General features: G+C 41.9%; 17 protein-coding genes. 6 read left to right on the plus strand and 11 right to left on the minus strand.

The features are described from left to right. The first annotated feature begins 96 nt into the window (after positions 1 to 96). A complete protein-coding gene (locus QWZ17_RS02415) occupies positions 97 to 459 on the plus strand; it encodes a hypothetical protein (RefSeq protein ID WP_290303283.1) in 363 nt (120 codons plus the stop codon). A 362-nt stretch (positions 460 to 821) separates the two neighbouring features. Here QWZ17_RS02415 and QWZ17_RS02420 read toward each other — a convergent pair whose 3' ends face one another. The 3 genes from QWZ17_RS02420 to QWZ17_RS02430 form a co-directional block, all read right to left on the minus strand. Continuing rightward, the gene (locus QWZ17_RS02420) at positions 822 to 2006 is read right to left on the minus strand and encodes a GAF domain-containing sensor histidine kinase (protein ID WP_290303284.1); all 1185 of its coding nucleotides are present in this window, start codon (positions 2004 to 2006) and stop codon (positions 822 to 824) included. 110 nt (positions 2007 to 2116) lie between these two features. Beyond that, the gene (locus tag QWZ17_RS02425; RefSeq protein ID WP_290303285.1) at positions 2117 to 2491 is read right to left on the minus strand and encodes a DUF779 domain-containing protein; all 375 of its coding nucleotides are present in this window, start codon (positions 2489 to 2491) and stop codon (positions 2117 to 2119) included. A 232-nt stretch (positions 2492 to 2723) separates the two neighbouring features. Beyond that, positions 2724 to 4226, minus strand: coding sequence for an aldehyde dehydrogenase family protein (locus tag QWZ17_RS02430; RefSeq protein WP_290303287.1), 1503 nt, complete (start codon positions 4224 to 4226; stop codon positions 2724 to 2726). Between the two features lie 157 nt (positions 4227 to 4383). Here QWZ17_RS02430 and QWZ17_RS02435 point away from each other — a divergent pair, with 157 nt between their 5' ends. Beyond that, positions 4384 to 5307, plus strand: a complete 924-nt coding sequence (locus tag QWZ17_RS02435) for an AraC family transcriptional regulator (RefSeq protein ID WP_290303288.1) — start codon at positions 4384 to 4386, stop codon at positions 5305 to 5307. Positions 5308 to 5431: 124 nt separating this feature from the next. Here the strand turns inward: QWZ17_RS02435 and QWZ17_RS02440 are convergent, their stop codons facing one another. Then, complete coding sequence (locus QWZ17_RS02440; protein ID WP_290303289.1) at positions 5432 to 5668, minus strand: helix-turn-helix domain-containing protein; 237 nt, start codon at positions 5666 to 5668, stop codon at positions 5432 to 5434. A gap of 232 nt (positions 5669 to 5900) precedes the next feature. Between QWZ17_RS02440 and QWZ17_RS02445 the strand changes: the two genes are divergently transcribed. Then, positions 5901 to 6368, plus strand: coding sequence for a GNAT family N-acetyltransferase (locus tag QWZ17_RS02445; protein WP_290303290.1), 468 nt, complete (start codon positions 5901 to 5903; stop codon positions 6366 to 6368). Between the two features lie 125 nt (positions 6369 to 6493). Here the strand turns inward: QWZ17_RS02445 and QWZ17_RS02450 are convergent, their stop codons facing one another. Then, the gene (locus QWZ17_RS02450; protein ID WP_290303292.1) at positions 6494 to 7327 is read right to left on the minus strand and encodes an energy transducer TonB; all 834 of its coding nucleotides are present in this window, start codon (positions 7325 to 7327) and stop codon (positions 6494 to 6496) included. Between the two features lie 145 nt (positions 7328 to 7472). Beyond that, a complete protein-coding gene (locus QWZ17_RS02455; RefSeq protein ID WP_290303294.1) occupies positions 7473 to 8306 on the minus strand; it encodes an energy transducer TonB in 834 nt (277 codons plus the stop codon). Positions 8307 to 8762: 456 nt separating this feature from the next. On the opposite strand from QWZ17_RS02455, the gene QWZ17_RS02460 reads away from it, so the two are divergent. Continuing rightward, entirely contained in the window at positions 8763 to 9128 is a 366-nt protein-coding gene (locus QWZ17_RS02460) for a hypothetical protein (protein WP_290303295.1), read from the plus strand. Between the two features lie 237 nt (positions 9129 to 9365). Further along, positions 9366 to 10676: an ammonium transporter gene (locus QWZ17_RS02465; RefSeq protein WP_290303296.1), complete on the plus strand. Its 1311-nt coding sequence runs from the start codon at positions 9366 to 9368 to the stop codon at positions 10674 to 10676. A gap of 361 nt (positions 10677 to 11037) precedes the next feature. On the opposite strand, the gene QWZ17_RS02470 is transcribed toward QWZ17_RS02465, so the two are convergent. The 3 genes from QWZ17_RS02470 to QWZ17_RS02480 all read right to left on the minus strand — a co-directional run bounded on the left by QWZ17_RS02470 (position 11038) and on the right by QWZ17_RS02480 (position 14906). Then, positions 11038 to 11634 carry a DUF4468 domain-containing protein gene (locus QWZ17_RS02470; RefSeq protein WP_290303298.1) on the minus strand — a complete coding sequence of 199 codons (597 nt, stop codon included), beginning with the start codon at positions 11632 to 11634 and terminating at the stop codon, positions 11038 to 11040. 210 nt (positions 11635 to 11844) lie between these two features. Next, on the minus strand, positions 11845 to 12912 hold the full coding sequence (locus QWZ17_RS02475) for a porin (RefSeq protein ID WP_290303299.1): 1068 nt from the start codon (positions 12910 to 12912) through the stop codon (positions 11845 to 11847). A gap of 371 nt (positions 12913 to 13283) precedes the next feature. Beyond that, a complete protein-coding gene (locus tag QWZ17_RS02480; RefSeq protein WP_290303300.1) occupies positions 13284 to 14906 on the minus strand; it encodes an ammonium transporter in 1623 nt (540 codons plus the stop codon). Positions 14907 to 15518: 612 nt separating this feature from the next. Between QWZ17_RS02480 and QWZ17_RS02485 the strand changes: the two genes are divergently transcribed. Beyond that, a complete protein-coding gene (locus tag QWZ17_RS02485) occupies positions 15519 to 17693 on the plus strand; it encodes a glutamine synthetase III family protein (protein ID WP_290303302.1) in 2175 nt (724 codons plus the stop codon). Between the two features lie 565 nt (positions 17694 to 18258). Here QWZ17_RS02485 and QWZ17_RS02490 read toward each other — a convergent pair. Beyond that, positions 18259 to 19959, minus strand: a complete 1701-nt coding sequence (locus QWZ17_RS02490; RefSeq protein ID WP_290303303.1) for a sensor histidine kinase — start codon at positions 19957 to 19959, stop codon at positions 18259 to 18261. A gap of 144 nt (positions 19960 to 20103) precedes the next feature. Further along, positions 20104 to 21897 carry a chloride channel protein gene (locus QWZ17_RS02495; protein ID WP_290303304.1) on the minus strand — a complete coding sequence of 598 codons (1794 nt, stop codon included), beginning with the start codon at positions 21895 to 21897 and terminating at the stop codon, positions 20104 to 20106. Positions 21898 to 21916: the final 19 nt, after the last annotated feature.

Consider the following 21916-nt stretch of genomic DNA (forward strand, 5'->3'; position numbering starts at 1 on the left):
GCACATTTGATTTTGATAAACAATTGATTGTTGCTTGCAAACAGTGGCGACATCAACGCCAATACCTTTGCTAAGTATTTATAACCAAACAAAATCATGTCAATCAAAATCATTAGCGGGGTGCTTATTTTATTTACAGCCTATATGGGTATTAAACATGGCTGGCAGGGCTTAAATGCCAAACCAACAGATACCGGCCCCGCGGCCGACTTGTTTAAAAAGATTAACCTGAGTATGGCTGTGATCAAAGTATTTTCGGCACTTACAATTTTAAGTGCTTTGATGATCCTGTTTCCGCAAACATTTGTGACAGGAAATGTATTAAACGCGGTATTGATATTTTTCCTGATGATCCAGTTTTTACGTGTGGGCGAAATGAAGCCGGCGCTTATCGAAATCCCTTTTCTATTGATCCCGATAGCGTTGATATTTTTAAAACATCCTTTGAAAGTTGTTTAAATATTATGCGCAATAAAGCCAGGCAGCAAATTAACAACAAACTTTTGACTTGTTTATAGCGCATTTTCAATAGTGTTCCACCGGAACGGGTGGAACACGTGGAACGCTTTGGAACGCATTAGCGTTGATTATCAAGTATTTAACATTGCATCAAAATCAACTTAATGGAACACTTTTTTAATTGGCTATCAGCCACTTACAGCAATTACCAACAAAATCCTGTGATTTTAAATAACATTTTCCGCATTAGGGATAGCAACGAATACCGGCCCGTGAATAAGGCCTGAGGCCGTATAATTGAATAGCCCGGCCCCGGCTTATACCGGCCGGGGAATGCCCTGATATTTAACAGCAACTTGTACTTAGCAGGCCGGTAGCCAAAGGGTAAAGCAGGTATTTTCGTCGGTTGATTTAACGGTTAGGGCGCCGCCATGCGCACGGGCAATTTCTGAAGATATGTATAATCCCAACCCCAGGCCTTCTTTGTGCGGATCTACTTCGCCACGGTAAAAAGGGTGAAACAGGCGTTCCATAACCAGGGTAGGTATTTTGTGGCCGCTGTTGGTTACAGAAAGTGTAAAGCCCTCATTTTTACTAACGGCCTCTACCATTACCGGCATATCTTTTTCCCCATGCGAAAGCGCGTTACCCAATATATTTGAAAACAGTTGCGCTATGCGCCTGCCATCGCAATTTACGGGCGCGCTAAAATCAAAATTGGTTTCAATTATTCTGTTTGGCCAGATGATGCGCAGCTCGGTAAGTACCTTGGTCAGCATATCTTCCAATGGTTCGTTATCCCCGCGCTTAAGAATGATACCTTCGCCCAGGCGACCGCGGGCAAAATCGAGGATATTTTCAATAAGTGCCTTCATACGGTAGGCCGAATCCTGTACAATGTTGGCCATGCGGGTAACGCGCTCATCCGACGGGATGCGCAACAGCAACTGGGCAACATTGAGCACAGCCCCTACCGGGTTAAGTAAATCATGCCCTAAAATGGCAATGAACTGATCGCGCAGTTCGGCGGTTTCACGTTCTTCAAGCAAACTTTTTTCGCTGATTGCCAACTTATCCGATGCATCCAGGTGAAAGGAGATCAGTTCGGCAAAAAGCTTGAACATGTTGATTGTTTCCGTAGTATTCAATACATGCGGCTTTGGATCGATAGCACATAACGTACCAAAAAAGTCACCATTTTTGCGGATAATGGGAATAGAGATATAACTTTGAAAACCATACATGGCCGGTGTATGATGAGTTCTGAAATGTGAATCAAGCTCCACATGGTCAATAATCACCCCCTGTCCGCTTTGCCTTATCTCGTGGCAAATGGTCGATTCCAGTACCAGTTCGCCGCCAACGCCTAAGCCAAAAGCTATCTCATCGCGCACGGCGCAACAAATCCACTTTTCATCGGTAACTCGTGCTACGGCCGAGAAGCCCATACCCGTGGTACGGCAAATAACTTCTAAAATTGACGGGACTACCGAAATGCTGGCTACAGCTTTAATATCTGATTGAATCTGGGGACTAAAGTTTTCCAACTTTTACTGATGTTTTAGAAATGCTAAGCAATCTAACAACAATTTTGTTTATTAAAAAGCGAAAATATCTTTTTAGGTAAGGTATTGATTTATTAAGAAAACAAAAGCACCTACGACTCGTAATAAACTACCGGCTCAAGGTTACCCAGTTCCTCATCTGTAAACAGCCTTGAGCGAATGATAAACCTGATGCCCATCGGAATTTCGATAGAAAAGCTGGAGCCACGACCAGGCGTTACATCCAGCGTTAGGTGGGTATGTTTCCAGTACTCAAACTGATCTGCGCTCATGAAAAATTCGCAGCCAACTACCTCCCCAATTTTTACATCGCTACCGCCAATTTTAAAGTCGCCTTTTTCAAAACACATGGGCGATGAGCCATCGCAGCAGCCCCCACTTTGATGAAACATTAAAGGGCCAAAGCGCTCTTTTAGCTGTGCTATAACGCCTTCGGCTGCGGGGGTGGATGATATTCTTGGTGTCATGGGTTTCAGTTTTTTCAAATCCCCTCTTGAGAGGGGCGCGTTGGGATTTGAGCAATGGCAGGGGTGTGCTGTCCCTCGTTCTCAGCATCTTGCATAAACACACCCCTCCGCCCCTCTCAAGAGGGGATTCGCTCAAGCCCCCGCTATTGTCAACTTCCTTTTTGTTATCAAACGATAAAAGGTGCTGCAAAATCCCAAACATTTCGCAGACGCCTTTAGCAATGAACCGGTGCTAAAAAAAGCCCAGCTTATTCTTGTTGTAAGAGATCAGCATATTTTTGGTTTGGCGGTAGTAGTTGAGCATCATTTTATGATTCTCCCTGCCAAAGCCCGATTTTTTGTAGCCGCCAAATGGCGCGTGTGCCGGGTAAGCATGGTAACAATTAACCCAAACACGGCCGGCCTGTATGGCGCGTGGTACCTGGTAAATTTCATGCGCGTCGCGGGTCCAAACGCCGGCTCCTAATCCGTACAATGTATCGTTGGCTATCTCTATCGCTTCCTCAACCGTTTTAAAAGTGGTAACCGATACCACCGGACCAAAAATTTCTTCCTGGAAAATACGCATCTTGTTGTTGCCTTTAAAAATAGTAGGTGTTATGTAATAGCCGTCGCCCAAATCACCATCCAACTTTTGCGCCTCGCCACCGGCTAATACCTCGGCCCCTTCTTTTTTACCGATATCCAGGTAGCTCAGGATTTTTTCGTACTGATCATTGGATGCCTGCGCGCCCATCATCGTACTTGAATCCAGCGGATTACCCATTTTAATGGCCTTGGTGCGGGCAATAACCCGCTCCATAAACTTATCGTAAATATTTTCATGCACCAGCATGCGCGATGGACAGGTACAAACTTCGCCCTGGTTTAAGGCAAACAGCACAGCCCCTTCTACCGCTTTATCAAAAAACTCATCATCGGCATCCCCAACAGATTCAAAGAAAATATTGGGCGATTTACCGCCAAGCTCCATGGTAACCGGGATCAAATTCTCTGACGCATATTGCATAATCAACCTGCCGGTAGTGGTTTCGCCGGTAAAGGCTACTTTGCTAATGCGCGAATTGGTAGCCAGCGGCTTACCCGCTTCCGGCCCAAAACCGGTTACAATATTTAATACACCTGCGGGCAAAATATCGCCTATCAATTCCATCAATACCATAATACTGGTTGGCGTTTGCTCGGCAGGTTTTACCACCACACAGCAACCGGCGGCAAGCGCCGGGGCAATTTTCCAGGTAGCCATTAGTAGAGGGAAATTCCATGGGATAATTTGGCCTACCACACCAAGCGGCTCCTGTAAGTTAATACTTACGGTGTACTCATCATGCTCGCTGATGCTGCTTTCTTCGGCACGGATGGCACCTGCAAAATAGCGGAAGTGGTCAACACATAAAGGCAAATCGGCGGCCATGGTTTCGCGGATGGCCTTGCCATTATCTATAGTTTCTACTGTAGCCAGATAGCTTAAATTATCTTCAATTACCTGGGCTATTTTAAGCAGCAGATTGCTACGCAGGGTAGCAGCTGTTTTGCTCCAGGTTTTAAAAGCTTCGGTAGCTGCATCAACGGCGGCTTCAATATCTTCTTTGGTTGAGCGGGCGGCTTTGGTAAAAACCTTGCCATCAATGGGCGATATGTTATCAAAATATTCGCCTTTAACAGGCGGAACAAACTTGCCGCCAATAAAATTGTCGTACTTATCCTTAAAGGATGGTCTTTGCGCTGTACTCATAGTTTTTTGTTTTATTGAATTGGTACAGGCTAAGTTAGCGGCGGGCATCATCGGCCTTTTGCACAATACTCTCAATTGGGTGCACAATAGTTTCAAAGTAAAATTGATTTGCAAACTATTGTTAACTATCCCTAACTTGCTTTTAAATAAGCCAATTATGAATGAGAGAAACCTGGTATCTCCGTTTACCCTGAGCGGTAGGCGCGAGTTGCACACGCTGGTTGAAAACCGCCGTGCCTATACCTTAAACCATTGTGAGCTTAATATTTACGAAACTTATCAGCGCAGCGAACTGGTACCCCTTACCTTTAACGACCTTGTAATTACCAGCATGTTGCGGGGTAAAAAGGTAATGCACCTGTTTGATAAACCCGGCTTTGATTACCTGCCCGGCGAAACCGTTATTGTACCACCCAACGTTACCATGACCATTGATTTCCCCGAGGCATCGGAGCTTAACCCATCGCAATGCACAGCCCTGGCTATCAATCACCAGGAGATCAAAAGCACGCTCGATTTTTTGAACGAGAACTATCCCCGTGCCAATGACGACTTGTGGCAGCTCAATTATCAGCAGTTTCATTTTTTTAATAACCATGAACTCGCGCAACTCATCAATAAACTTATTAGCATCAGTACCGGCGATGTACTTACCAAAGATGTATTGGCCAACCTTACCCTTAAGGAACTACTCATCCGCATTATGCAGATGCAAAACCTGCACCAGGTAAAGGAAAACATGCAGCATTTGGGTACAAATAACCGCTTTGCCTACATTTTGCAGTACATCAAAAACCACCTTACCGATAAACTGAGCATTGATGCCTTAAGCCAGAGGGCCTATATGAGCAAGGCAAGCTTTTTTAGGGCGTTTAAACACGAAATGGGAATTTCGCCGGTTGATTATATTATTAAGGAGCGCATCCAGTTTGCCAAACAACTATTACATAACCCCTACTGCAGCATAGCGGATGCCTGCTTTAAAGCCGGCTTTAACAACCAGCACTATTTTAGCAGGGCCTTCAGAAAAATTGTGGGAACAACGCCGAGTTTATATAAGACGGGAATAACTAAGAATTAGACTTATTGGACTTTTAGACTATTTGACTTATAGGACTATTTGATTTTGAGAATATTGGATTGAAGTCACTTTACAGAAAAGAGATTCAGAAAAAGTCTTCATTCTTGACTCTTGATTCTACTCCCTATGCTGCTGCGCGTTCGGCGTTGATTACTTCGGCTGGGTCGATTTCAAGTACCTGGCAAATTTTAAAGAAACGTTCAAGGGTAAGTTTAACGTAGCCGAGTTCAATTTTACTATAGGTATTTTGTGATACTTTGAGTTTGGCGGCCAGGTATTCCTGAGAATACGCTAAACGCTCCCTGGTAGTACGGATATTACCAGCTATGGTTTTCACGCTGTAGTTCGCTAAAATTTCCATTCCCTTAGGTTTAATTTGTTATTACTATAAACGATATATTTAATATCTCGGTTTTTAAGGTTTTAATATTAGTGGCGATAAATAGCAATCGCACAGGTTGTACTCTGAAATAGAGTAAGAGACAACGGATAAAGGACTTTTAGACAAAAGAAAAAAAACGCCTAAGTTCACCCTTATAATTTTTAATTTATGGCAAGATAGCTTTACCATCCATAATATTATTTTTGCCTTTATGAATATCATCAACCTTAAACGAACCAATAGCGACGATCTTGATTTCAGAAACCTGGTTAGCCAACTGGATGCCGACCTGCGCGAGCGCAATGGCGAGATGATGGACATTTACGATCAGCATAACGTAATCGAAAAAATTGATACCGTAGTTATTGCCTACTTAAATAACCAGCCGGCCGGCTGTGGCTGCTTTAAACCCTTTGATGCCGAAGCGGTAGAAATAAAAAGGATGTTTGTACAACCCGCAGCCCGCGGAAACGCCATCAGCAAAAAGGTATTAGCTGAATTAGAAACCTGGGCACGCGAACTGGGTTTTATTTACACGGTACTGGAAACCGGCGCCAAACAAGTGGAAGCCTTAAGCTTGTATCCAAAATCGGGCTATGTGCTGATTGCTAAATACGGCCCTTATGTTGATTTGCCGGATAGTATTTGCTTTAGGAAAAGCTTAAAGCTAAATGCTTAAAGCCGAAAGCCTTTAGCTAACTATATAAAAATAAAAAAGGTAAACGAACAAGCTCCGTTTACCTCCAATCATACACTTACCTATCTACACACAAAATCCTACTTACCACTCACTATTCACCATCTTTATCCGCCATCGGCTAATTGAAAATTCATTGGTATAACGTATTTAACACGCACAGGCTGCCCATTTTGCATACCCGGTTTCCAGGCTTTGGCCAGTTTGAGTACGCGGCTGGCCTCTTCATCAAAACCAAAACCCGCGCCACGCTCTACTTTTATATTTGATAGCGTTCCGTCTTTTTCAATCACAAAACTCATCAATACCTTGCCAGAGATACCTTGCTCCTGTGCTGCAGCCGGGAAACGCAGGTTTTTGTTTAAAAACTTGCTCCAGGCAGCGCTGCCACCAACAGGCTCGGGCATTACTTCAAGGCCGCCGGCATTTACATCATGTATGGTGTTATCTACCGCCGGTCCGTTGCCACCACCATCATTCGCTTTGGTATTATCCATCGCATTGCCCGGTTTATCATCACCCTTACTATCTGTACTGCCAATAGTACTATTTAACAGCTCGGTAGTAGTATGCGGCTGCACCGGCGGATCATTAGGTACCACTACCGGCGGCAGGTTTTGCAGGGTTTTTACAGGCGGTGTGGCTTTTAGTGGCTGGGCCGGTTTTGCAGGCGTTGCAGGTTTTGCCGGCTCAACGGGCTTAATGGTTTTAAAAGTCATAATTTCAACCGGCGTTATTTTAACCAACTCGGGCGGTTTAACCTTAAACATAAGGCTGGATACAACAATAATAGCCACAGCACCAAAGGCAAGGCCCATGGCTTTAGTCATGGTTTGCCCGTAATGGGTTCTTAATTCATAAGCTCCATACTCTTTGTTGCGATGGTCAAATACAAGGTCGAGCCACTCGGCATCGTACAAATCAAATTTCGTGTAAGGCATAATTTTAAGAATTAAATTTCTATATTAACGTTACAACATCTATTATATTTTATAAAATCTTAAAATATTTTATTTATCTGAAAAATAAATTTCATTAAAGTTTCATTTTAAGTTCACCAAACCAGCCGTGTTTATGGTTTAAACATTACTCGCCTTCGGCCAGTTGAAAATTGAAAGGGATACTGTAAGCAACCCTTACCGGATGTCCGTTTTGAATGCCGGGCTTCCAGGGCTTGGCCAGTTTAAGTACTCTTACAGATTCTTCATCTAAGCCAGAACCCAAAGCGCGGGCCACTTTAATGTTGGATATCGATCCATCTTTTTCCACCACAAAGTTCAAAATTACCCTTCCTTGTACATTGTTTTCACGTGCAACGGCCGGGTAGCGCAGGTTTTTTTGCAGGAACTTAGCCCAGCCTTCCATCCCGCCATCAGGTGTAGGCAAAACCTCTATAGCATCAAACGTGTGGATGGATACATCTTCAGTAACACCCGGGCCGCCGGGTCCGTCTTTAATCCCATTATCAATTAAAAGATTCCCCGCCGTCGCATCTTGCCCATCCTGATTTACATTGGATATAACAGCCTTTTGAAGCTCGGCTGTAGTGGGAGGATCAACGGCTTTTTCTTCGGGCACTACAACAGGCGGCGGAAAGTTGATCTTTTTAGATACATCCTTAGGTAAATTAGACGCGGCAGATTGTGGAGGGATTACCTGTTTTTGCTTTTCGGGTGATACAGGGGGTGGCGGTGGTAATATATCAACAACATGCTCTATGGTTGAAGGTTCAGCACCTGGTTTATGCCGGAATGCAAAGTTTGCTATTCCCCAAACCGCTACTACCGCGAAGGCCAGCCCCATAGCCTTACTCATGGTACGGCTGTAATGTTGCCGCAATTCATACGCGCCGTAACTTTTGTTACGCTGATCAAATACAAGATCGAGCCACTCCATCTCGTACAAATTAAATTTCGTCATTGACATATTTACAGAATTAAATTTTACAATTAACGAATATAAAGTATTTATATTTTATAAAACAAGATAAAAATCGAATTTTTCAGAATTTAATTTGGCGCAGAATGATTTTGCAGGTAATTTAAGTAGTCGGATGATTAGCAAATCATTATTGAAATTACATTAGCCCTCGCTAACAAGTGCAGCCAAATTGCAATTAGCTTTTATCGAAAATCAAAGAAAAACAAGCCCAATCGTTTAGTTTAACAGTGATTAACCTTAAACACTTTGCCATTATTGGGAAATATTTCAACTCAACTATAAAAAATAGACATATCCACACAGTAAAACATACAAAACTTTTTAAAAAACAATTAATAATTAAAAATCAATATAGATTTATCACATAAAACAATAAAAAGTTAAAATATTTATAAAAAAATCACACTTATTTTATTTTTTTACTACTTTTATGAAATGGACAACAGGCTTTATCGGTTTATTGCCTTATTTTTTCTTCTTTTTCCGGGCTTTTCGGCCTCGGCAAGAGGAGGATTGTACCATGCCAACCACACCGACGATAAAAAAACGTCAATATCGGCCACAACGGCGCGTCACCAACATTATAACCCCTACAGTTGTGAGTTTATATTAAACAGCGCGCCCTCACAACTATTAAACCTGCAGCAACACAGGGGGTCGCACTCCATGCAGGGTATTTACAACAGCCCCAATTTTTACTCCATACATTTTAAATACCTCAGTTTTATTTGCGGTTGGGGCACAGGCGAACTCTCTCGCTTCCGCAAACTCATCCTTTTTCCATTCCACGATTTCTGGTAGTAACAAAAGCAATTTCATACGCGGCATGCTGATTACACGCCCGTATTTTATTGTTTTTTAAAATTTAGTTTAAAATACTGAACGGCATTTTGATTGAGTGCCCTGTAAGTACTTTTTGATACACCATGGCATTTTGATTGGGTGCCTGCGTGTATAGTTTTATACTGCCCGGTATTTTGATTGGGTACCGGGCAGTGTTTTAATCACTTAATTTAACTACTCCCTAAAACCCGAAGCATGAAAAAATTCATACCATTTGGCGTACTATTAGTTGTAATTGTACTTGCCCTTATATACCCTTCAAACCTTGTAACTACTATTAAAACCAGCAAAATTGATAGCGGCGACACCGCATGGCTATTAGTTAGTACTGCCCTTGTATTGATCATGACACCTGGCCTGGCCTTTTTTTACGGCGGTATGGTAAGCAAAAAAAACGTATTATCAACCATGATGCAAAGCTTTGTATGCATGGGCGTTATCACCGTGTTATGGGTAATATTTGGCTTTAGCCTTGCGTTTGGCAAAGACGAATTTGGCGGCTTTATTGGCAACCCGGGCACCTTTTTTATGATGAAAGGCATGCTTGGCAACGATGTATGGCCATTGGCCCCTACCATTCCGTTGGTATTATTTGCCATGTTTCAGCTAAAATTCGCGGTTATTACGCCGGCTTTAATCACTGGCGCTTTTGCAGAGCGTATCCGCTTTAACTCATACCTTATTTTCCTTTGCCTGTTTATGGTATTCATCTACGCGCCATTGGCACACGCTACCTGGCACCCCGATGGTTTCTTTTTTAAATTAGGCGTACTTGACTTTGCCGGTGGCACCGTAGTACACATGAGCGCGGGCTGGGCTGCTTTAGCATCTGCCTTATACTTAAAACAACGTAATGAAAAAGCGCACTCTCCTGCCCGCATCAGCTACGTATTATTAGGCACAGGCCTTTTATGGTTTGGTTGGTTTGGTTTTAACGCAGGTTCGGCCCTGGGCGCAAACCCACTTGCTGCTACAGCTTTAGCCACTACCACTACAGCATCTGCCGCCGCTGCCATTTCATGGATCTTTTTTGATATGATGCTGGGTAAAAAACCATCAGTTTTAGGTGCTTGTATTGGCGCGGTTGTAGGGCTGGTAGCCATCACTCCCGCAGCCGGCTTTGTAACCATATCAAATTCATTAATTATAGGTATAGTTGCCGCTATGGTGAGTAACCTGGTAGTGATCTGGAGAAGTAAAACCAGCATTGATGACACCCTTGACGTATTTCCTTGCCACGGCGTAGGCGGTATGGTTGGCATGCTACTTACAGGCGTTTTTGCACACGTTAATGTTAACAGTGGTAACGGCACCGGCAATGGCTTGTTTTATGGTGAAACCAAATTATTTTTCATCCACCTTATCGCGCTGGTAGCCGTATCGGTTTTTGCCTTTGTTGGCTCATACATATTGTTGATCATTACCGACAAGATTAGCAAATTGCGTGTAACACCAGAAGAAGAAGCCGCAGGTTTGGATATCAGCCAACACGACGAAGAATTATAGTACTCGAATAATTACACACGAATATTCTCGAATTAAATCGAATTTCACGAATTGAATTGAGCTTATTAAAATCAGAAAGGAGGTGCCAGTTAAAACATCCCCTCAAAACACAAACATTACAAGTACATTTAAACAAACACTCCAATTAACGTAATTGTTATTAATTCTCGCCACGAACCAAATAACAACAAAAAATTAAAGCTGCCTTCTGTTAAAGAGGCAGCTTTTTTTTTGCCTCACCTAAATCCTCTCCAAAGGAGAGGACTTATAAAAGCAATATTCAAAAGATAAAATAGTTTTTTTTCGGCTCAAGCCCTGCAAATCAAAGTCCTCTCCTTTGGAGAGGATTTAGGTGAGGCTTTTACCACTCCTTAGTCGATATCTTCTTTATCGACTTATCCGCGACTTTTGGCTTTGCAGATACTTTAAGCATGTATGCCTTTAATGTATTGCCATATTGACGGCTATTCAGCAAGATCTTATCCAGGTAAACCGAAAAATCTTTTTTATCAAGCACATCTTTACCTTTTTCCATAGCAGTGGTTACGCCGGGGGTAAGCACTTCCATTCCGTACCTATCGCGCTTGTAAGGACTAAAGGTAAAATCGGTAAACCAGTACCGATATTTGGCATCTTTAACCTCTATCTGCATAGTGTAGCTTATTTCACCACCCAGGCTATTGGAGATCAACGACCTTTTAGGTACAATAAAACTACCCTCGCCGGTTAACACACCTTTTGCTTCGTCGCTTTGGGTTACTTTAAATTTGCCTTTAGGGAAAGCTTTGCTCATAAAATGAGCGCCCCTGTTAAACAGGGTATCCTTACTTAAACCCGGTTGCTCGGTAGCCTGGTAGTAAATGTATTTATTACGCTCGTCAAAAGCCAGGGAGTCTTTTTGAGCCAAAGCAATTTTAGCCGACAGCAGGAATATTAAGGCAACGATGATATTTTTCATAGTGGGAAACAGAATCAAGAGTCAAGATAAAAAGCATGTCTGCTTTGCATTGGAGATCAATGAACAAGGTTTAAGCATTTCAAATTCTAATCGAAATTTGAAAAACTTCTGTCTTGATTCTTGACTCTTAATTCTTGACTCTATTCCAAAGATAAAAAGCCTCCCGGTTATATCAGGAGGCTTTTTGTAAAATATTGCTTTTATTAAAAATTAGAAAGCGTAAACAGCAGCTAAGATAAATTGAGATGCTGATTTAGTTGCTACACCATCGCTGTTAACAAATGCGTCAAGGTTTTTAGTGTGATCTAACCTAACCTCCGGAATAAAAGTTAACGGACCTGCTTTGATGTTTGCGGTTAAAGTTGATGCAAATACAGAGTTACCTGGTGCAATGCCTATGTCAGAACCACTGTTGGTAGCTTTTGCTTTGAAATACTCTTCACGTAAACCAAAGGTAACTGTTTTTGAAACAGCGATTTGAGGATACAATGCATAACCATAATAGTTAAGAGCACCACCGCCTGATTTTTTAGCAGCATTTAAGCCAAGTTTAAAGGCATCGGTAATTTGGTAAGCAGTAGTTAAATCCAATACAGTACCAGAGAATTTACCGCTTGCCAGGTTAATGTAAGCTGTCCATCCTTTAACAGGCGCTAAAAACAACTGAGCACCAAAAGTTGATACTTCGGGAGTAGTTGAAGTTGAACGATAGGTATTCCAGGTATCGTTAAATATACCTGCCATTAAGCTTACTTTATCAGAAAAAGCGTAAGTAGCTTTGAAACCAGCGTTCTGGAACGGACCAGCGCTAAATAAATACGAAGTTGAGTAGTTAAAGTTAGCAGTCGGGCTAATTACCTCATAACCAACAAATGTTGCCATGTAACCAGCGGTTAAGTTAAATTTATCAGTAACATCATAGCTAACATATAAATTCTGGATGTGGTAGCTTGAAGTACCAGTAGGCAGGCCACCTAAAGTTGCATCAGGAATTGATTGCTCCTGACCACGCGGACCAAAAGACATTTCGCCCACAAATGAAGCTTTACCAACTTTTTTCTTCAAACCCAGGTCAATCATACCAATAGAAACAGAGTTTTGATCTGATCCGAAAGAGGTTTGAATATTAGGCTTATTTGAGAAATCATTTTTAAAATAGGTATCTACCGAACCGTAGATTACCAAAGGCGCATCAGACGTGGTTTTTACTGTGTCCTGGGCTTTAACCGTAAAAGCCGCAATGCTAAAAACTGATAAAAGTAAAAGTGTTTTTTTCATGATAACGATTTAATTGATTTGATTTTGATTAGGGTTGAACAAAGCTTTCCCATTAAGCCCGGTTTTACACCTGGCCTCGGGGTAATTTTCAATAAATATTCTTGATTATATTACGGCTGCAAATGATTGCAACACGCGTTTATAAATTAGGAAGGAGTATTAAAAGCAGCTTTTTTCATGGTAAACAGTTTGTTTAATTGTGGATTGATTGGGTTGATTAAATATTTTATTTTAAGCTTCGGCTGGCTAATAAACTCACACACAACATCGCTGTTATTAAAGCCGGTAAAAAGATCATTATAAAATACCTGGTGTGATTGGCTGATTATGTCGGTAACGCAACCAACCACACAAGGTACTTTTGTATTATATTATACTGCAGATGGAGCTTTTACACCTTTATCAAAAAGGCCGCTTAAGCTAATCTCATCATCCTGAGGTGGATAAACTTCGATACCGTGATCAAATACATCGATACCACCAGCACCTGTTTCACCCTCTTCTTCGATACGTAATTTCCATGGATGGCCTAATTTGTTGATGATAAACATCATTACAAAAGTTACCACAAATACAGCAACAGTAATGGTAAAGCTACCGATGAATTGCGCTTTCAATACCTCAAAACCACCTCCGTAAAATAAACCTTTTACAGGTGCAGAGTTATCGGCGCCGGTTGGGCCTGTAGCACCGTACTGACCAGATGCAAATAAACCTAATGATAAGGTACCCCAGATGCCTGCGAAACCGTGTACAGACACAGCACCAACCGGATCATCAATACGGAAATACTCAATTAAGTAAATACCACCAAATACCACCATACCGGCAACAGCGCCTAACAAGATAGAACCAAGCGGGCTAACCCAGTAGCAAGGGCAGGTAATAGCAACTAAACCTGCAAGGAAACCGTTTATAGTGAAAGCCAAATCAAACTTACCTTTGGTTGGGCCAAACCACAATGCAAACAACATAGCGGCAAAACCACCGGCACAAGCTGCAAGCGTAGTGTTGGCAGCAACACGACCAATACCTTGCATATCCATAGCAGATAAAGTTGAACCAGGGTTAAAACCATACCAGCCAAACCACAGGATGAAACCACCCACCGCGGCAACTAATAAGTTATGACCGGCAGGTAATCCGCCTTTTTCTTTATCGTCGCGGGCAAAAATTCTACCCAACCGTGGGCCTAATACCATTGCGCCGGCCAATGAGGCTACACCACCAATAGTGTGTACAACTGTTGAGCCTGCAAAATCACGGAAAGGCTGAGAGCTTAAATGAGCAAAAATGCTTGAAGTACCCATTACTGCTAAGAAACCATCTGGTCCCCAGGCCCAGTGACCTATAATTGGGTAAATAAAGCCTGTAATACCTATACTGTAAAGGATATCGCCACGGAAGCTTGTACGACCGATCATTGCACCAGATACGATGGTTGAACAGGTATCAGCAAAAGCGTATTGGAAAATCCAGTGCGCCAATACCGGGATACCGGTTGAACCGTAAGTATCAGGCGTATTTTGAAGGAAGAACCAGTTAGTGATGGTTTTTCCATCGGCGCCTAAACCACCCCAGCCAATAAAGCCATTACCATTACCAAACATAAACGCGTAACCTACAGCGTAAAATAACAAACCGCAAAGGCAAGTATCAAAAATACACTCCATAAGCACATTCACTGTTTCGCGTTTGCGGGCAAAACCTGCCTCAAGCATAACAAAACCTGCTTGCATACCAAATACTAAAAAGGCGGCAACCAGTGTCCAAACAGTGTTAACTGTATTAATTAACGCTGTTTCATGTGCGGTGTAGGTTTCGGCAGCATGTGCTTTTGTGCCAAATAAACCCGGCAAAACCATCATTGCTCCAAAAACCAGCAACAGGCCCACCATTTTTCCTGTAAAAATGGTAGCACCCAGCGCCCATTTCTCGCGTGTCAGCTGTCGGACTGAACTTAGGAAGTTGAATTTTGTAGAACTTACTTTCATTTGTTTTTTAATTTAGTTTGATTGTTTTTTAATAGTTTAATTTTAGTTTGATTGTTGTATAGTACGTATAACTTGATTGCAAATGGTTTATTTTTTACAAAAGCAACTTAAAAAGGGCAGGTTTTAAGTTTTGACCACTAAACACTACACCTTTTTAAAAAAAATATAATATTTATGGGGTTTTTGTAAATTATTTCATGAAATTATGTAGTTATTTTAACAATAACAAATTTTAGATAAAAAAAAGATTACAAAAACATAAATAATTATAAAAATTACAATTCAAAACATAAAAACAGGTCAAAATTTATCGAATTTTTAATAACAAAATCACATAAGTACTTATAAAACACATTTAACATACAAAATCATCATTTTAAAAAGTAAAAAGACATATTTTCATCATTTTAACGGTAAAAAATGAAACATTTTAAGTCAAAAAGCAAATTTTACCCCACAATGCACACAAAACACACATCCAAATTATCTTAAAAAGACATTTTAACAGTAGCTTTTTCACATTAACTTCCATTTATTTCATTAAATTTTGGTGCATATTTTAAAGGATAGTTCTATTTTTGAATTTGCCATTTATTAAACCGCATAATAATTATGTCCAACATCCGATTTAAAGCACTGCAGGACGTTCTGAACAGAACCATCCCCGAGGTGAAACCACCAGCTTCAAAAATTTCAGAATATTTTGGCGCCAATGTTTTCGATAAAAAGAAAATGAAGGAGTACCTTTCAACAGAGGCTTACCAGGGTATTGCTAATTCTATTGAAAAAGGTGAGCCTATTCCCCGCGATTTGGCAGAGCAGATAGCATCGGCCATGAAATCATGGGCCTTGGGCAAAGGCGCAACACATTATACACACTGGTTTCAACCGCTTACCGGCACCACTGCCGAAAAGCACGACGCCTTTTTTGAGCCTACTGCCGATGGCGGTGCTATAGAACGTTTCAGCGGCGATGCATTATCCCAGCAGGAACCGGATGCATCAAGCTTTCCAAGCGGCGGTATCCGCAATACTTTTGAAGCCCGAGGCTATACCGCCTGGGACCCATCGTCGCCGGCGTTTTTAATGGCCCGCACCTTATGTATCCCTACTGTATTTGTATCCTACACCGGCGAAGCGCTTGATTATAAGGTACCCTTATTAAAAGCGCTGAGTGTATTAGATAAAGCGGCTGTTGATGTTTGCCACTACTTTGATAAAGGCGTTGAAAAGGTAAATGCATCGTTAGGGCTGGAACAAGAGTATTTTTTGGTAGATATTGCCCTATTTAATGCCCGTCCGGATCTTTATTTAACCGGCAGGACTCTTTTTGGCCATATTTCTGCCAAAAACCAGCAATTAGAGGATCATTATTTCGGTTCGATACCTGGCAGGGTGTACGCATATATGCAAGATATGGAAGCCGAGGCTTTATTATTAGGCATCCCACTAAAAACCCGCCATAATGAGGTTGCGCCATCGCAATTTGAGTGCGCCCCAATTTATGAAGAAATAAACCTGGCCATTGACCACAACCAACTGTTGATGGATTTGATGGATCGTGTGGCCCGTCGTCATAACTTTAAAGTGTTACTGCATGAAAAGCCTTATGCAGGTATCAATGGCTCTGGCAAGCATAATAACTGGTCGTTGATTACCAATACAGGTAAAAACCTGTTATCGCCAGGCAAAACGCCTAAAAACAACCTCATGTTCCTTACCTTTTTTGTGAATACCATAAAAGCGGTTTATGAACATGCCGATTTGCTGAGGGCATCTATAGCATCTGTTAATAACGATCATCGCTTAGGTGCCAACGAAGCCCCTCCGGCCATTATCTCTATTTTCCTGGGCAGCCAGCTTAATGATGTTTTGGACGAGATAGAAACCTCCAGGATCAGCAAAAAAATTAAAGAAGATAACCTGCTATGGCAGGGCATCCCTAAAATACCACAGATTTTGCCCGATAATACCGACCGCAACCGTACTTCGCCTTTTGCCTTTACCGGTAATAAATTTGAACTAAGGGCTGTTGGTTCATCTGCAAACTCGGCCAGCCCGATGACTATCCTTAACCTTATTGTTGCCGAGCAATTGAAAAGGTTTAAATACGATGTAGATAAGCTGATTAAAAAAGGCGAGAAAAAAGACCTTGCCCTGCTTATCGTTATTAAAAAATACATCAAAGAATCAAAAAACATTCGTTTTGAAGGTAACGGATATAGCGAGGACTGGGAAAAAGAAGCCGAAAAACGTGGCTTAGCCAACGTTAAAACCACGCCAAAAGCCCTTGATGCCTTCCTATCTGAAAAAACGGAAAACCTTTTTGCCGAAACCGGCATATTTACGCCACGTGAAGCACATGCCCGCCACGAAATACTGTTAGATAGCTTTTACAAAAAATTACAGATAGAAGCCCGTGTAATGGGTGAGTTGGTACAAAACGTGATCATTCCGGCTGCGTTAAGCTATCAAAGTAAATTAATAGAAAATGTTAAGGGTTTAAAAGACCTTGGCTTGCCGGCTTCAACATATGAAGCTCAGTTGGATATCATCACCAAAATTGCTGATCACGTTAACTTCATTAAAACCAATGTTGATCAAATGGTTGAAGCGCGCAAAACGGCCAACGCGGTAGAGGATATCCGCCAGCGTGCCATTGATTATGATGAAAAGGTAAAATCATTCTTCCAGCCTATCCGCTACCGGGTTGATAAACTGGAGCAATTGGTTGATGACGGCATGTGGCCGTTGCCAAAGTTCAGGGAGCTATTGTTTATTAAATAGGCACTAATTTCACGGATTGAGGCGAATTTCACTAATTTAAATTTGCCACTAATTGCATAAATTATAAATGCCACTAATTTTCAAGGTTAGTGGCATTTTTTATGGCAAAAGACCCTATTAAAAACATCATCGAGGTACCTGTAAGGGAAACCCTGAAAAACGGAGATGGCGTGATTTACAGATCCGTCATTGCGAGTTGTGAAATCCGGAGACTTTGAAGGTAGGGGTGACGTAAGAACTACCTTCTACACCCTGTCATTCTGAGGAACGAAGAATCTTCTTCGCTATAAAAGTCTGCAATTAGCATGGCGAAGAAGATCCTTCGTTCCGGCCAATGACAAGTGTATAAAATATTGATTATCAACGCTATTTTCTACTTGTCATTTTCAATGCGATTATTTGTGCGCAAATAAAGGTTACTCAGGATGACAAACTTCTTTTACAAAACGTCATAGGTAGGAACGAAGCAATCTCCCAGCAAGCAGGTCCACTTGCAAATTAACGCTGTATAGTTTGGAGGTTGCTTCGTCGTACCTCCTGGCAATGACGATTTTTTGATATTATACTAAACTTCCTCTCCCGCCCCAGCCTTATAAGGAATAACAAAACTAAAGGTACTCCCCTTGCCTGCTTCACTTTTAACATCGATACTGCCTTTTTGCAATTCAATCAACTGTTTGCAAATGTATAAGCCAAGCCCTGTACCTACATTACCGCGGGCCGAATTGGTTTGGTAATATTTGGAGAAAAGGCTGGCTTGCTGCTCCTGGCTAATACCATCGCCGGTATCGGCGATAGCAACCGCTAACCTGGTTTCTTTATCTGTGTTAATCAATACGGCATTAATGGTTATGCTGCCCGTTTTTGTATACTTTATGGCGTTGCTGAGCAGGTTTACCATCACCTGCTTAAGGCGGAAGCTATCGCCCGATAAAACGGTGGCGGCATCACCTTCAAAACGGTAAATGAGTTCCAGTTTCTTTTTGGCCGCGCTAAACTCCATACTTTCGGTAACTTCTTTCAGTACGATATCGGGCGTAAAAGGCGCTTCATGAATCTGCAACTCGGCGCTTTCCATTTTGGCGGCGTCAAGCGTATCATTCAGGGTATGCAGCAGCATATCTGATGATGAGCGGATAGAGGTAAGCATATCCGCCTGTTTGGATGATAACTCCGTTTTACTGAAAACAAACAGGAAACCCTTTATAGCGGTAAGCGGGTTACGGATTTCATGCGTCATATGTAGCAACAAATCCATTTTTTGCTGGGCAATGATCACAGCACGGTCGTTTTCCTTACGCAAAAGCACTTCAGATCTATCCAGCTTAATTACAAACGCTATGAGCATCGTTGCAAACACCAACACCAATAAAAGCGCGCCTAAGTAAAGTTTATTGAGCAACAGCGTAGCTTCGGCATAACTATGCAACGCCACATTCCTGAACGAATCTGCTATGGTGTAATTCAGCTGTTTTAAATCGTCCATCAGCTGCTCCAATTCATTAATAATTTGGGTATTTAAGCCAATTAGCTGCTTTTGAAGGTCCCTTAACTCAAGGTTTGTTTGTTGTAGCCTTTTAAATTTATTGACAAAAGCTTTATTATTCTCGGCCAGTTCGCGCTGGGCGGTCGCGTCAAGCACTTTGCGGTTATGGTAATGATTAACCTCTTTGCCTGTAGATTCTGCATAGGCATTGGTATCCTTGATAGCGGCCTTTATACGGGCAAAAAAGCCTTTCCTTTTAGTTTTGCCGCCCTTGTATGTGGTTTCGGCATCTTGATCAATTCGGCTACGGGCAGCATTTAAACTCACCACCCTATCATACTCGCCATTAATAGCCAGCAACGAATCAAAACGATGCTTTACCTGCAGCAGGTTATCAGATAGCTTTAGCTTTTGAGTATACCAGTTGCGGATTTGCAGGCGCTCGCCGGCGTTTAACTTTACCGTATCAAAACTGGTTTTAAGTAAAGTATCTATCTGGTTAAAGGCCTGTGTAAGCTTACGCCTGTAAACCAATCTTTTTTTAACGTTATCATCAAGTAACGATGATTGAAACAAGCTTTCGGCCTGGTGAAGTAAAAGCAATACTTGCTGCGGGCGAGATTGATCAAGTTCCATCTGGTGGGATAAACGGGCAGTTGTTGCCAGCTTTTGGGCAATACTATCCCTAACAAAAAGCGCCGCGATGGCCAAAATGATGATCAATACTAAAAACGACAGAAGGATTTTTCTGGATAGTATGTTTGTATAGGTTACCTTCATGGTATGGAACAAGCGCATTAATTAACCGAAAAACCGGCTAACAAAGCGCATTAATTTAAAACAATAATAACAATAACACCGGGTATAGTTGCAACAGTAATGCCAGTTTAACAATTACACACACTCAAATACGTGAAATCAGTGTTACACAAACAAGTCACTCGCCTTATGCTGTTCAATAATTACCTCCCGGTATTTACTCAACAAAGCCGATTTGGATATAAAGCCGATGAACAGGTTATCTTTAACTACCGGTAGCTGCCACACGTCAATGGCGTCAAAAGTTTCCATTACGGCGCTGGCCGGTTGTTCGTAATCAATTACCGTGGGAGGTGCTACCATAATATCAGCAATGGTTTTATCGGCTATTTCCTGGTTAAACAAACGGCGGCGAATATCATCAACCAATACTACACCTTCTAAACGTCCATCCTCCTTTAATACCGGGAAAATATTAGCATCAGTTGCAGCCAGTACTTTGTAAAAATCATTTACCGTGGTTTGCTTATCAACTGCGGTGAATTTTCGGTTAATGATGCTATCAAGCGTTATGGCGTTCAGCATACCATAATCCTGCCCGGGGTGAATATTTTGCTCGTGAATTAAATGCTGCCAGTATATATTATGTGGCGATGATAAACGGGATATGATGTAAGATATAGCCGATACAATCATCAACGGGATGAACAACACGTAGCCGCCGGTAATTTCGGCAATCAAAAATATGGCCGTAAGCGGGGCATGTAATACTCCGCTTAAAGCGCCTGCCATACCCACTGCTATAAAATTACTGGTGTTTAAATGTATTAACCCGGTTTGGTTAACGCCATAAGCCACCAGCAGCCCTAAAAAGGCCCCTGTAAACATGGTTGGCGCAAATGACCCGCCGTTACCACCAGAGCCTATGGTTATACCGGCCGCTATAATTTTCATAAACACCAACGCCGCAATAAACAGCAACATGATCCATGGGTTTGATAGCAAATCAGCGAAAAGTGATTCGTCTTTCAGCGCATCAATATTTCCGTTCAGTATTTCCTGCAGGTAATGGTAACCCTCGCCAAAAAGCTGCGGAAAAACCATGATAATAACACCCAAAAATAAACCGCCAGATAAGGCCCTTACATACCTGTTTTGCTTTTTGAGGATGCCGCCTTCTAAATTGCCGCCTACCTTATTAATATATAAGGCCATCCAGCCGCTAAAAAGTCCCAGCAAAATATAAAAGGGTATGGCGGTAACTACCCATCCCTCGGTAACCAGGTGAAACAATTGGCCCGAGTATAACAACTTTGAAACTACTACCCCCGTTGCCGAGGCTATTAGTAAAGGGATGAATGTTGGGATGGTTATCTCGCCTATTAAAATTTCTAAAGAGAACAATACGCCGGCTATTGGACTATTAAATACCGCCGCTATGCCTGCCGATGCCCCTGCCGCAAGCAATACTGTTTTTTCATAAGGAGTTAATTTAAAAAACTTACCTACGTTTGAACCTATGGCCGCACCGGTAGCCACAATGGGGGCCTCCAAACCCGCCGATCCGCCAAAACCCACCGTTAACGAACTGGTAACAATGTGCGAATACATATTATTGATGCGGATGTTTGACCGGTTCTTTTTAATGTTGACTAAAATGCTGCCTATCCCCTTTTGAATTTTATCGCGATTGATAATGTGCTGCCAGGCCACGGCTAAAAAAATACCTAAGGCCGGTAAAAACACGTAGGCCAGGTGATAATATAAGTGCCCCGAAATACGGTGACTTACATCCTCCATAAAATGAACCAGGAATTTTAGGGCGATAGCAGCCAAACCGCCAAAAAAGCCTACAAAAACACTGCAATAAATTAAAAAGTTACGCTGGCTGTTACGTCTCAGTCGCCAGCGGTTTATTTTATAGGATAATGTTTTGAGCATAATGTTAGCAGGGGGCATTAGCAATGTAGTAAATTTT

Source organism: Mucilaginibacter flavus (assembly GCF_030409315.1).
Lineage (GTDB): Bacteria > Bacteroidota > Bacteroidia > Sphingobacteriales > Sphingobacteriaceae > Mucilaginibacter > Mucilaginibacter flavus.